This window comes from Bacteroides caccae (assembly GCF_002222615.2).
Classification (GTDB): Bacteria; Bacteroidota; Bacteroidia; order Bacteroidales; family Bacteroidaceae; genus Bacteroides; species Bacteroides caccae.
In genome coordinates, this window is sequence record NZ_CP022412.2 from 280,016 (window position 1) to 293,221 (window position 13,206).

A 13,206-nucleotide genomic window follows, 5' to 3' on the forward strand; every position below is an offset into this window, starting at 1 on the left:
ACTCTACCGATATTTCTATTGGTCTGAGTTCCGGCTTTTTCTATTTATTCATTCTTTGAATGAGAAGTACATTCCGGACAAATCCCCTTGAGAACATAATTAATGCTATGTAACGTGAATCCTTTAGGCAAATCAATAACCGGAATATGTGTACCTTCCAGACAAAAAGTCCGATGACATTTCTCACAATAGAAATGCGAGTGTAAATCCTGCACCACGCAGTTACAGGAGTTGTCGCAAACGGCATACTTCAACGAACCGCTTCCATCATCTATGCTATGTATCAGGTGATGAGACAGAAAGAGAGCTATTGTCCTGGATATGGTCGATTTGTCTACCGTATCCAGGAGAGTTTCCAGATCCAGTAACGATACGGCCCGTCCAACTTCCAACATATTTTTCAATATGAGAAGCCTTATTGCTGTCGGTTTGATATCCCGTCTTTCCAGCTTATCCAAATAAACATTCTCTTCCATATTCTTTTTATTTTATCATCTTCTGTATTCTTACTGCATTCATAATGGCAAGCAATGCAACGCCGACATCCGCAAAGACAGCTTCCCAAAGTGTAGCCAGTCCGCCGGCTCCCAAGATAAGTACCAGCAGTTTCACTCCAAATGCCAGCGACACGTTCTGCCAGATAATCCGGCGAGTCAGCTTTCCTACTTTAATGGCTTCGGCCACTTTCGACGGTTGATCTGTTTGTATCACGACATCAGCTGTTTCAATCGCCGCATCACTGCCCAATCCACCCATAGCAATACCGACATGGCTCAACGCAAGCACAGGAGCGTCGTTCATCCCGTCACCGACAAAGGCAATCTGATTTGCTTCATTCTTCCGCAATTCCTCCAGATGTTTCACTTTACCGTCAGGAAGCAGATCGCCATAAGCCTTTGATATACCGAGCTTCTCTGCAAAGTTAGTAACAATACTCTGTTTATCACCGGATAATATCTGAATGTTTTCAATGTTTAATGCTTTTAAGTTATCAATCGCCGTCTTCGCGTCATCCTTCAATGCGTCCGCCAACAAGAGATAACCCGCATAACTGCCTCCAATAGCACAAACTACAATCGTATCGGTAACACTCTGCAATTCTGCCGGATATTTTATGCTAAACTTAGACAGTAACCGACTATTTCCAACGAGCACCGAAGTCCCGTCTATTATTGCCTCCAAACCGAGACCTGCAAATTCTTTAGTATTGGTGACAACCGCAAGCCCTATATCCTGCAGCTTTGCATAGTTCACAATCGCTTTAGCGATCGGATGTGTACTGTCACTTTCTACTGAAGCAATCATCCTCACCAGTTCCTTCTCCGAAATCCCGGATACACACTTACAATCCTGCACCTCAAATGTTCCTTTGGTCAGCGTTCCCGTTTTATCGAATACGACTGTATTGATTTTAGTGACTGCATCCAGATAATTGCCGCCTTTAAACAGAATCCCCAATCGGGAAGCTGCTCCGATACCACCGAAATAACCTAATGGAATACTTACTACCAGCGCACATGGACACGAAATTACCAGAAAAACCAAAGCTCTGTATAACCAATCATTAAATGTAAACACGAATTGAGGGTCTATCAATGAATAGCCGAACGGGAGTAGCACAATCAATACCGCCAGTGCTATGACAATAGGAGTATAGATACGGGCAAACTTACGGATAAACAATTCTGCCGGTGCTTTCCGTTCCGAAGCATTCTGAACGAGTTCCAATATCCGTGCAAGCGCACTTTTATCGAAAGGTCTTTCTACTTTAATCCTGATTACTTTATCCGTCACAATCATCCCCGCAAGGACTTCCTCTCCTTTTCTGATGTCACGGGGAACACTTTCTCCCGTCAACGCGGCCGTATTAAAAGCAGCGATTTCATTCAACATCACTCCGTCCAAAGGAACTCTCCCACCCGCCTTTATTTCAATGACCTCTCCTACTTTTACATTTTGAGGACTTTCTACCACAAGATTATCCTCCCTAAGCACCAAGGCTTTCTCAGGTCTCACATCCAGCAAAGCACCGATATTACGTTTCACCCTGTCTACCGCTTTATTCTGAAACAACTCTCCTATCGTATAAAACAGCATTACAGCGACTCCTTCCGGATACTCACCAATATAAAAGGCTCCCAGCGTAGCAACAATCATCAGTGTAAACTCGCTGAAGTAGTCTTTTTCCCTGATACCCTCCCAAGCCTCTTTCATCACTGGTATTCCTACCGGAAGATAAGCCAGGATATACCATATTAAAGCAACATACTCTCCAAGGAAAAAGGCAAAATTCAGGGCATTCATTATAATACCTCCTATCAGAAGTATAAATGAAAGCCCTACTTTCCAGTATTCGTGAACTATCGAAGTACTGGCATTCTTTTTATTTTCTGTCGTGCATGAATGTGCACCGCAACAACAATGTCCCATATTCATTCGTTTTTTATCTGTTGCAAAGGTAACGAATGATTCGTGCAACAAAGTTGCAAAGTCCGTTTTAGAACATATAACCCAATGATATCATCAGGTTCCTGTTTTTCATACCCAAATCTTTCTGCACGTCAATCAACCCGAAATCATAACTCAAAGCAACCTGATATTTTTTGTTGAACTCAACACCGGCTTTCAATCCGAGGCCGAAGTCGAATCGTTTGAACCCGTCATCGCCAAATATATCTTCAGATACAGATTTACCTTCCAGGCCTCCTACACTTTCCATACCTTCTATATCAGCCCAATCACCAATCGCATTGCCTATGCTCAATTTTGCTTTTCCAAACAGACCGACAGCCAAATAAGGACCTACGCTACCAAACAGCGCAAAGTTTTCATTTACAGCATATTTATAACCAACATGCACCGGTATCTCCAAATAATACGGATTAAATTTAACGGTTGCAATTGATCCTCCATCAATTTTAGCACCTTTCAACGTCAGTAACGCAGCAAAATCCATGTATGCCCCACTTGCTTCCTGCGATAACCCCAGCTCAGCTTTGACACCTGCATGAAAACCTACCCTGTTGTCAAAACCGGTAAAAGTATATTTACTCACATTCATACCTGCCATAACACCCCATTTCAAGTTGTCCTGCGCATTTACACTCACCATAGCTATCGCTGTTAAAACGAATAATACCAGAATCTTTTTCATAAGAATGAATAATTTAATTATTGTTTAGAAATCATGTGCTGCAAATATAAGAAAAACAAGGTTCAATATATCCGGTAGGACGAATAAATTCGCTACATAAAATACGTATCTTTAAGATAACATTAATATAGCTCCACATTCTATATAAAAGTATTAAAATCCAAGTAAAAGAAAAACATATTTATAGTAAAGACAGCGACTACACATACATCGCGTAAAGCAATAGATATTTATATATTACGTTACCTACATCCTTATCATATCTCGTCTTCATCCATTTATGTTCTTATCTCATCTTCTATCGTTCCACTCAAGTAGACAGATCTATGCACTCCAGTAGATAAATCCTGCCACTCCAGTAAACAAGCCTGTTCACTAAAGTAGAACGAATAAGATATCACTTAAAAAACATAACATTAGTTAGTGAATAATTAGTTATTACTTAATGTTTTATATGAAAACAATAGGTATCCTCCAGATAGAATAAGCTTGGTTAAATACTACCGAAAGGATTTATTACCCTATGAGAAATAAGAGAAAATAGTATGAGAAATGAAGGAACTTGAAGAGAAAACTATGAGAAATGCATGAGAAATACCAATTCAAAAAACATTTCTCATAGCGGTATCTTACTAATAATCTTACATTTAGCCACTAGGTTATGAGAATATGAGAAATGAAAACAAAAAACTGATTCTTCTTCAAATTTGGTGGTAAAATTAATTAAGAAAATAATAATTTGATAATCGATAGTATTCAACATTCTCCTCCTTCAGGAAGGAGGAGTCCCCGTAGGGGGAGGTGGTAGGTGAATGCGTAAGTCGGTTATTATCAGCATTGTGTATCTGCCTACCACCCCGGCTTTCAGCCACCCCTCCTTCCCCGAAGGAGGGGAATGGAGATACCACCGACTGGTTAAATTACCACCAAATTTGAAGAAGAACCAAAAAACTTTTCTAGTAACAGAAGACAGAAATTACTCCAAACGAATTTAAAGCAACTTCTGTCCTTAGAATATTAATGAGTCAAATTAAAGCTCCTATTCTTTCCGATCAGTCTGAATCAAAGATAATAGTTTGTCTACCGCCTCTTCTTCAGGAATATTCTTTTCCACGCAAACCTTACCTTTATACAGGCTGATTTTGCCTCGTCCCGCACCGACATAGCCGTAATCGGCATCCGCCATTTCGCCGGGGCCATTCACAATGCATCCCATTATACCGATCTTCAACCCTTTCAAGTGTGAAGTGGCAGCTTTGATGCGAGCGATTGTTTTCTCCAAATCGTAGAGCGTACGTCCACAGCCGGGACAAGAAATATATTCCGTTTTGGAAGTACGGGTACGGCCGGCCTGCAAGATTCCGAAAGCGGTTGCATCAACGACAGCATGGCTCAGGCCCCCTTGATTGAACAAGAAAATTCCGTCACATAGACCGTCGAAAATCAGCGCCCCCATATCGGCAGCAGACTTTATCTGTAAATCTTCGGCATTATCCTCCGCATAATGCTGGAAGAAAACAACCGGATTCTGCAATCCTTCCGTCATAAGTTGATGTACCAGGGCACGATGTTCACCCAAACGGTTCGGGTGATTGCTTTGGGAAACAACTACAACTTCCGGATGCTGTTTCAAGCAGGCAATCACTTCATCCGTCTGTGCCATATAGGGCATAAACAGGAATTTAAGTTCTGCATTGCAGCCGCCCATTAACGGCAGTTGTGCGTGATTGTAAGCAGGCCATGTTCCGGATTCTCCCACCCACACATCGGCATCGAGGATATATTCCACACCCGTTTCACGTTGTTCGGGCAGTGCTCTTCCGGCATAAATATAGTCCGGTGTGAACTGCGGATTTACTTCCGTTTTTCCATCCATGCGGTCGGCAATGACTACCGGCACGTGTTCGCCTCCTATATTGCGGACAGCCTTTGTCTGACGACGCAAGGGAGACAGATAATCAAACTCCGGTGCCTCCAGTCCTGGGATATACGGATGCTCCTGCCTCAACAGGATGTAATCCACCAGTTTACGGGCAACCGGGATTTCGGCTTCGGGAGCCTCGCTCAAAGATACACGAATGGTATCTCCCAAACCGTCGGACAGCAGTGCGCCGATACCCAAGGCGGATTTGATACGTCCGTCTTCACCGTCTCCGGCTTCCGTCACTCCGAGATGCAGAGGGAAAGCCATGCCTTCCTTTTCCATGACAGCGACCAACAACCGGACGGTCTTTACCATTACGACCGTATTGGAGGCCTTTATCGAAATGACAACATCCGTGAAATGTTCTTCAACACAGATACGAAGAAATTCCATGCAGGATTCTACCATTCCTTCCGGAGTATCGCCGTAGCGCGACATGATACGGTCGGACAACGATCCATGGTTCACCCCGATACGGATAGCAGTATGATTCTCTTTGCAGATATTCAGGAACGGGACAAAACGGTCACGGATTTTCTGTATTTCCTGCGCATACTCTTCGTCTGTATATTCCAGTTTCTTAAAAGTACGCGCAGCATCTACGTAGTTGCCCGGATTAATCCGCACCTTCTCGGCATATTGAGCCGCCACATCAGCTACCTTGGGATTGAAATGCACATCGGCAACCAACGGCACCATGTACCCCTGACTGCGCAGGCCGATATTGATGTTCATCAGATTTTCGGCCTCCTTGATGCCTTGCGTTGTCAGGCGGACATACTCGCCACCCGCATCCACAATTCGCTTGGCCTGGTCCACACAAGCCTGTGTATCCTGCGTAGACGTGTTGGTCATCGACTGGATACGAATAGAATTGGGGCCGCCCAACGGTACAGCCCCAATATTTACTTCTGTGGTTTCTCTTCGAAAATAATTGAATAGATCCATTAGTTCGTTTTATATTCAAACTTCACTTCTTTCAGTTCTTCGTTCGCTTTTACGATTTTCTTTTTCAAACCTTCCTTGTAAGCAGCAAAAGCTTCCGCCAACTTTTCATCACTCAATGCAAGCATCTGGATAGCCAGGATAGCAGCATTCATTGCTCCGTTAATAGCCACAGTAGCCACTGGGATTCCCGGAGGCATCTGAATAATCGAATAGAGGGCATCTACACCGTCAAGCACGGAACCTTTAACGGGCACTCCGATCACCGGAAGTGTAGTGTTGGCCGCAATCACACCGGGAAGGGCGGCAGCCATTCCGGCAGCAGCGATAATTACTTTAATGCCACGGTTGCGGGCATTCTTCGCAAACTCTTCCACAGCCTCCGGCGTGCGGTGAGCAGACAGAGCGTTCATTTCGAACGGTACATGCATATCATTCAGCAGTTGTGCCGCCTTTTCCATAACAGGAAGGTCGGACGTACTGCCCATGATGATACTTACAATTGGAGTCATGTTAATTACTATTTACCAGTTACAAATTACAGTTTTACAGTGACGGGACTTTTATCCGTTTACTACTGCTTTATATGCTTCCGCATCCAGCAAGTCTTCCACTGCTTTAATATCTTCAGGCTTCACCTTAATCAGCCAGCCTTCACCGTACGGGTCTTTATTAACCAGTTCCGGATTTTCTTCCAACGCTTCATTCAGTTCGATCACTTCACCGGCCACCGGCAAGAAAAGATCGGAAATTGTTTTCACTACTTCGATAGTACCGAATACCTCACCGGCTTCCAACGTTTCACCGACAGTAGGGATGTCTACAAATACAATATCGCCCAACTGTTCTTGTGCATAGTCTGTGATACCAACATAAGCAATGTCTCCTTCTACGCGAATCCATTCGTGTTCGTTCGTGTACTTCAAATTCTGTGGAAAGTTCATAATAATTAGTTTTTAGGATTTATACTGTTGTTAAAATAAAAATACTCGAAATAAAAGGTTACTCACCGGATGAAGCACCAGCAGAGCAGCTACCAGACCGACCGTAAAGCCGGAAAGTACCTCACCCAATGTATGATGTCCCAGAATAATCCGTGCGGAACCCAGTATACCTGCAATCAGGATAAACAGGCACAACCATGCTACGGGATTATAACCGAACAACGCACTGAAAGAGACCAGTCCTCCGATCACTCCACCTATTCCTGCCATATGCTCGCTCAGTTTCCATTTCAGGTTGACGGCAATACAAATGACAGAAACTACCAGAGATGCCAGAATAATGCCTGTCATATACCAGGGGATATTCAGCTTGCGCATCATCAGCAGGCAGAATACATACGAGATGATAGTCAGCAGGATAGGTACATAGCGTTTCTTACGTTCGCTCAATTCCTGACGGGCGAAGCCATTAATCTTACGAAACAGGAAGATAGTAATGGTAGGCGTCAGTATGGTAAAGCAATAAACAATTCCCAACACAATCAACTTATATTGTATCGGCATGATACGAAGATAAGAAAAAAGGAATAACACCAAAAACGACAAAAACGGAATCGAAAATGGAGTAAACACCATTGAGGTAACTCTCGCTACCCGCAACATGGTCTTATCCGCTATGATATGCTCTCTTTCTTTATCCACTCTTCTTTTTATTACTAGTTATTTATTACAAAATCTCAACTCTCATTTTCATGTTACTTCTTCCTATCACTTCCGAAGTCTCGCTACGGGAATGTTCAGTTGCTGACGATACTTGGCTACCGTCCGGCGGGCGATAGGGTATCCTTTTTCTTTTAAGATCTCCGCCAGTTCGTCATCTGTCAGCGGTTTCTTCTTGTCTTCGCTGTCGATGCACTCTTTCAGGATCTTGCGAATCTCACGGACAGACATTTCTTCGCCGTCTTCCGTTGTATATCCGTCAACGAAAAAGAATTTAAGCTGATAGATACCAAAATTCGTCTGCACATATTTACTGTTGCTCACACGGGAAATGGTAGATATATCCAGTCCGGTACGTTCAGCCACATCTTTCAGAATCATCGGTTTCAACAAAGATTCGTCTCCTTCGAGGAAGAAGGGACGTTGCAGGTCGATTATTGCCTGCATGGTAGTCATCAACGTATTCTGACGCTGTTTGATAGCATCAATGAACCCTTGTGCCGCATCCATTTTCTGCTTGAGGAACATCATGGCTTCTTTTGATTCCTTTGTCTGGTTGAACTTATTTTTAGTATGTTCTTCCACCATTTCTGTGAAGTCACGGCTCATACGAAGCTCGGGAACATTACGGTTATTGAGACTGACATTGATTGTTCCGTCATCGTATGTTTCCACGATGAAATCGGGAATGATCTGCTGGAGGTTTCTCCCGATAGTTTCTCCCAAAGAGGCACCGGGACGCGGGTTCAACTTGGTGATTTCGCTGATAACCTCATTGAACGTATCTTCGTCGACATCCAGTTTCCTGATGATTTTCTCCCAATGCTTGCGGGTGAATTCTTCATAATAGTCTCTGATAACACGTTCTTCGAGTTCCAATATAGGGTTGGGGGTCCGTTCTTCATCCTTCTTCCGGCAGATCTGTAACAACAGGCATTCCTGGAGAGTACGGGCACCGATTCCTGCGGGATCAAAGTCCTGCAAGATGCACAATGCTTCTTCCAGTTCTTCCTCGGTGGATTCTACTCCGGCATAGATGGCCAGTTCGTCACAAATGCTTTCAAGTGATTTGCGGAGCAGTCCGTCGTCGTCTAATGAACCGATGAGGTATTCCACCAGTTCACTCTGATGTTCTGTCAGATTGCGTTCACCGAGTTGCTCCTTCAATATTTCATAAAAGGAGGTAGATTCGGAGAAGGGAATATTTTCCGGCTGATCATCTTGCGAACGATTGTTCTCTTGCAGTTTATAGTCGGGAATATCGTCCTCGGTGAGGTAGTCATTCAAAGAATCATAGTCGGTGGATGCATTATCCATGCCATCTTCAGAACCTTCAACATCGGAATATTCGTCCGCTGCGGATTCTTCTCTTCCTTCTTCGAGTGCCGGATTTTCCAATAGTTCAGCATGGATACGATCTTCCAGTTCTACTGCGGGAAGCTCCAACAGTTTCACGACCAGAATCTGCTGGGGCGAGAGCGTTTGTACCTGCTGTTGCGCCTGCGATTGTATTTGACGGGAACCTTGTGCCATATTCGTTTTTGCTTTCTACTGTTTCTCGCTACAAAAGTAACTTTTTAACTAGAGATTACACAGATTAGGGAGATAATTTTTAATCCTATAACACAAAAATCGTTATCTTTGTTGCACGAACTTAAAAATTAAGACAGTATGTTTGCCAAAGAAACGTATATGCAGCGCAGAGCCCTGCTAAAAAAGAATTTAGGCTCCGGAGTTTTGTTATTTCTGGGAAATGACGAGTGCGGACTGAATTATGAGGATAACACATTCCGTTATCGTCAGGATTCTACATTCCTTTATTACTTCGGACTTTCATGCGCCGGACTTTCGGCAATTATTGATATTGATGAGGACAAAGAAATCATTTTTGGTGATGAACTGTCTATTGACGCTATCGTATGGATGGGATCGCAGCCTACGCTACGCGAAAAATGCGAACGTGTAGGAGTAAAAGATATAATGCCTTCGGCCGACATCGTCGGTTATCTGCATAAATGTGTGCAGAAAGGAAAGGCGATTCATTATCTGCCTCCTTACCGCCCCGAACATAAACTGAAGCTAATGGATTGGCTGGGCATACCGCCTGCACGTCAGGAAGGCTCGGTGCCTTTTATCCGTGCCGTAATCGCACAACGTAATTATAAATCTGCGGAAGAAATCGTAGAAATAGAAAAGGCGTGCGACGTGACGGCCGATATGCATATCACAGCGATGAAGGTACTCCGCCCGGGTATGTACGAGTATGAAGTGGTAGCCGAAATGAACCGGGTAGCGCAAGCTAACAACTGCGAACTTTCTTTTGCCACTATCGCTACTATCAACGGACAGACGCTGCACAATCATTATCACGGCAATCTCGTGAAACCGGGTGATTTGTTCCTGATTGATGCGGGTGCGGAAATTGAATCGGGCTATGCCGGCGATATGTCGTCCACGGTTCCTGCTGACAAAAAGTTTACTACCCGTCAACGCGAAGTTTACGAAATACAGAATGCCATGCATCTGGAATCGGTCAAAGCGCTACGTCCGGGCATTCCCTACATGGAAGTTTATGAATTGTCCGCCCGTGTAATGGTAGAAGGAATGAAGGCACTGGGGCTGATGAAAGGAAATGCAGAAGACGCCGTGCGCGAGGGTGCTCATGCGTTGTTTTATCCGCACGGATTAGGTCATATGATGGGACTGGATGTTCATGATATGGAAAACTTGGGTGAAATCTGGGTAGGATATAACGGACAACCGAAAAGCACGCAGTTCGGACGTAAATCACAACGTCTCGCCATTCCGTTGGAACCGGGATTTGTGCATACGGTAGAACCGGGTATCTATTTCATTCCCGAATTGATAGATATGTGGAAGGCGGAAAAGAAGTTTGCCGATTTCATCAACTACGAAAAAGTGGAAACTTACAAGGATTTCGGTGGTATCCGCAACGAAGAAGACTACCTGATTACGGAAACTGGTGCCCGCAGATTGGGTAAGAAAATCCCTCTGACTCCGGACGAAGTGGAAGCTTTACGATAAGCAAAAAATTAATCGCATTAACACTGGCTTCTCAGACAACCACTAGAATGACGGAAGTTTTTCATTAATACCGGAAAACCTCCGTCATTTTTATAGGAGTGCCCAAATGAACAGTTTCATAAAGAAACGACCTTTATTCGTCCCAATCGGATAAAGGCAACGTCTTTTTACCGTACCATTTCATCCATGCATAAGATTTTCTTTTTCTTAAATAAAGCGTATCACCACAATTTTCTACCGCTTCCCAGTTGAATACAGAATGAGAACGGAATGCTTTTTCCAACCAATAAAGTATGTCATAGGTAACGAAAGGAACTATCATCCACCACCACGAAAGCCACAAAGACAAAATTAATGCCGGAGCTAAAGTCAAAAAGAAACATTCCCAATATTGCCTTGCATGTATCCGTAATTCCATATCTTCCCAAACTTCTAAATATTTATATCGGGTAAAGAAAAGCCCGCCTACCATAAAATAATGCTTCTTTTTCCCTAAGAACCATTTTGCCAAAAGATTATTATAAAAAATCATATTCCCGTTTTTTTGTTGTATGTAATATCTTCATAACAGAATAAATACCCAAAGGTTCATTTATTCAAGTGCCATATAACAGTTATTGACCCTCTCGTCTGAATAATTCCAACGAATTTAATTATTGCTGTTTCGTATTCCAACCTATCTGACCCTAACAGACAGGTTGGGATAATTACGCAAAGTAAATTGAAAAAACGAATATATCCTAATTTTCCTACTTAATATTTAAAGCTGCTTCCTCCTAAAAATTCCCGAAGCAAAGAAGTCGGTGGTATTTCTTTGTCTTGAACCGGAACAAAATATTTGATGAATTTCAACAAACGATAGGCTTCGCAGTATTCCGGGCAATTACGCGGAACTCCCATTAATATAGGTTCAGCGTGCAGGCGGAGCACTGCAAACTCAAAAAGAAGAGCTGAATTGAACATTACATCTGCATTTTCCTGATAAGGGAATATCCACTTATCTTCACCGGCACGCACACTAGGCCAACGTGAAATAGTTTCACGGGCAGAATAGCCCCGATAATTGAAATCACGGATAATACGACGCAACAGACGATTGTCGGTAGTAGGAATCCAGTTGTGGTCGTCTAGAGAGATAGTGGTCAATGCCGATACATAAATCTTAAATTTACGTTCGGCAGGAATATGTGGCGTCAACTCCGGATTCAAGGCATGAATACCTTCCAATATCAGAATCGTGTTATCTTCAATTTTCAGTTTATCACCTTTAAATTCTTTCTTGCCGAGAGCAAAATTAAAGCGGGGAAGTTCTACTTCTTCACCACGCAGCAAGGCTTGCAGCTGTTGGTTGAACAGCTCGAGGTCGAGCGCGTAAAGCGATTCATAATCATAGTTTCCGTTTTCATCCAAAGGAGTATCCTCACGGTCTACGAAATAATTATCGAGAGAGATAGGAAAAGGTTTCAACCCATTTGTCATCAACTGGATTGAAAGCCGCTTGCTGAAAGTGGTCTTTCCGGAAGAAGACGGTCCGGCAATCAGTACCAGTTTCACCCGGTTGCCGTTTTCGCCACGATGAAAAATGGTATCGGCAATCTGGGCTATCTTCTTTTCCTGCAATGCCTCAGCAACGTTAATCAAATCTGTTGCATGGCCTTCTTCGCAAGCGAGGTTGAAATCGCCTGCATTGTTGAGTCCCATGATATAGCTCCAGTTCAGATATTCTTTAAAGACGTCCAACATCTTTTCCTGCTTTACAACGTCTTCCAACACTTCGGGATTCTCGCGGCTGGGAATACGCAGCAATAGTCCATCGTAATACTTCACGATGTCAAACAGTTTAAGATAGCCGGTGCTGGGCAACAGGTTGCCATAATAGTAATCGACCGTATCGCCCAACGTATAATAATAGGTATAGAGGGAACCGGAAGTTTCGAGCAACCGGACTTTATCATTCATACCCCGTTCGCTGAAAATGCGTACAGCTTCGGCTGTATGGCATTCGATACGATGATAGGGTATATTTTCTGCAATAATCTCCTGCATACGTTGCTTGATGCGTTTCACATCCTCCAATTCAATGGGACGCCCGATACGCAGATTACAGAAATAACCTTTCGAAACGGGATGTTCTACAAACAGCTTGCCCTCGGGAAACAATTCCGTGACCGCCTTAAACAGTACAAAACAGAGCGAACGGACATAGGTACGCATACCGGACTGGTCTCTCACGTCCAGAAACTCTATATCCTTATTATTATATACCCTAAAATTAAGTCCCTCAGAGCGGTTATTGACTTTAGCACTAACCACTTGATAAGGAAAATTAAGATTAAAACCGTAATAAATATCCAAAAGTGAGCTCCCGATGGGGAATTCTTTAGAAATATTGTTATTTTTGCAACATATTTGTAACATCTGTTTCATCGAGTTCGTTAAAAGGTGAATAATTTGGGACTAATATACTTATAATC

General features: G+C 43.2%; 11 protein-coding genes. 1 reads left to right on the forward strand and 10 read right to left on the reverse strand.

Translation table 11 applies throughout. The features are described from left to right. Positions 1-44: 44 nt before the first annotated feature. The 8 genes from CGC64_RS01200 to rpoN form a co-directional block, all read right to left on the reverse strand. Complete coding sequence (locus CGC64_RS01200; RefSeq protein WP_005675561.1) at positions 45-476, reverse strand: Fur family transcriptional regulator; 432 nt, start codon at positions 474-476, stop codon at positions 45-47. A 7-nt stretch (positions 477-483) separates the two neighbouring features. After that, complete coding sequence (locus CGC64_RS01205) at positions 484-2,430, reverse strand: heavy metal translocating P-type ATPase (RefSeq protein WP_081447281.1); 1,947 nt, start codon at positions 2,428-2,430, stop codon at positions 484-486. Between the two features lie 67 nt (positions 2,431-2,497). After that, entirely contained in the window at positions 2,498-3,154 is a 657-nt protein-coding gene (locus tag CGC64_RS01210; RefSeq protein WP_005675559.1) for a porin family protein, read from the reverse strand. A gap of 1,039 nt (positions 3,155-4,193) precedes the next feature. Further along, positions 4,194-6,026, reverse strand: coding sequence for a 4-hydroxy-3-methylbut-2-en-1-yl diphosphate synthase (locus CGC64_RS01220; protein WP_005675558.1), 1,833 nt, complete (start codon positions 6,024-6,026; stop codon positions 4,194-4,196). Beyond that, a complete protein-coding gene (gene purE / locus CGC64_RS01225) occupies positions 6,026-6,535 on the reverse strand; it encodes a 5-(carboxyamino)imidazole ribonucleotide mutase (RefSeq protein WP_004296231.1) in 510 nt (169 codons plus the stop codon). The genes CGC64_RS01220 and purE overlap by 1 nt, the downstream gene beginning before the upstream one ends. Positions 6,536-6,586: 51 nt before the next feature. Next, positions 6,587-6,967 (reverse strand): glycine cleavage system protein GcvH, encoded by a 381-nt coding sequence (gene gcvH, locus CGC64_RS01230; RefSeq protein ID WP_005675557.1) that lies wholly within the window; start codon positions 6,965-6,967, stop codon positions 6,587-6,589. 30 nt (positions 6,968-6,997) lie between these two features. Further along, entirely contained in the window at positions 6,998-7,669 is a 672-nt protein-coding gene (locus CGC64_RS01235) for a hypothetical protein (protein ID WP_005683014.1), read from the reverse strand. Between the two features lie 66 nt (positions 7,670-7,735). Continuing rightward, entirely contained in the window at positions 7,736-9,220 is a 1,485-nt protein-coding gene (gene rpoN / locus CGC64_RS01240) for an RNA polymerase factor sigma-54 (protein WP_005675552.1), read from the reverse strand. 138 nt (positions 9,221-9,358) lie between these two features. On the opposite strand from rpoN, the gene CGC64_RS01245 reads away from it, so the two are divergent. Continuing rightward, positions 9,359-10,732 carry an aminopeptidase P family protein gene (locus CGC64_RS01245; protein WP_005675551.1) on the forward strand — a complete coding sequence of 458 codons (1,374 nt, stop codon included), beginning with the start codon at positions 9,359-9,361 and terminating at the stop codon, positions 10,730-10,732. A gap of 133 nt (positions 10,733-10,865) precedes the next feature. Here the strand turns inward: CGC64_RS01245 and CGC64_RS01250 are convergent, their stop codons facing one another. Then, the gene (locus CGC64_RS01250) at positions 10,866-11,264 is read right to left on the reverse strand and encodes a hypothetical protein (RefSeq protein ID WP_005675550.1); all 399 of its coding nucleotides are present in this window, start codon (positions 11,262-11,264) and stop codon (positions 10,866-10,868) included. Positions 11,265-11,485: 221 nt separating this feature from the next. Continuing rightward, complete coding sequence (locus tag CGC64_RS01255) at positions 11,486-13,159, reverse strand: nucleoside kinase (protein WP_005675548.1); 1,674 nt, start codon at positions 13,157-13,159, stop codon at positions 11,486-11,488. Positions 13,160-13,206: the final 47 nt, after the last annotated feature.

Coding starts and splice junctions, on each gene's coding strand:
- CGC64_RS01200 (WP_005675561.1), bottom strand. CDS start 476: ATGGAAGAGAATGTTTATTTGGATAAGCTGGAAAGACGGGATATCAAA.
- CGC64_RS01205 (WP_081447281.1), bottom strand. CDS start 2,430: ATGGGACATTGTTGTTGCGGTGCACATTCATGCACGACAGAAAATAAA.
- CGC64_RS01210 (WP_005675559.1), bottom strand. CDS start 3,154: ATGAAAAAGATTCTGGTATTATTCGTTTTAACAGCGATAGCTATGGTG.
- CGC64_RS01220 (WP_005675558.1), bottom strand. CDS start 6,026: ATGGATCTATTCAATTATTTTCGAAGAGAAACCACAGAAGTAAATATT.
- purE (WP_004296231.1), bottom strand. CDS start 6,535: ATGACTCCAATTGTAAGTATCATCATGGGCAGTACGTCCGACCTTCCT.
- gcvH (WP_005675557.1), bottom strand. CDS start 6,967: ATGAACTTTCCACAGAATTTGAAGTACACGAACGAACACGAATGGATT.
- rpoN (WP_005675552.1), bottom strand. CDS start 9,220: ATGGCACAAGGTTCCCGTCAAATACAATCGCAGGCGCAACAGCAGGTA.
- CGC64_RS01245 (WP_005675551.1), top strand. CDS start 9,359: ATGTTTGCCAAAGAAACGTATATGCAGCGCAGAGCCCTGCTAAAAAAG.
- CGC64_RS01250 (WP_005675550.1), bottom strand. CDS start 11,264: ATGATTTTTTATAATAATCTTTTGGCAAAATGGTTCTTAGGGAAAAAG.
- CGC64_RS01255 (WP_005675548.1), bottom strand. CDS start 13,159: ATGAAACAGATGTTACAAATATGTTGCAAAAATAACAATATTTCTAAA.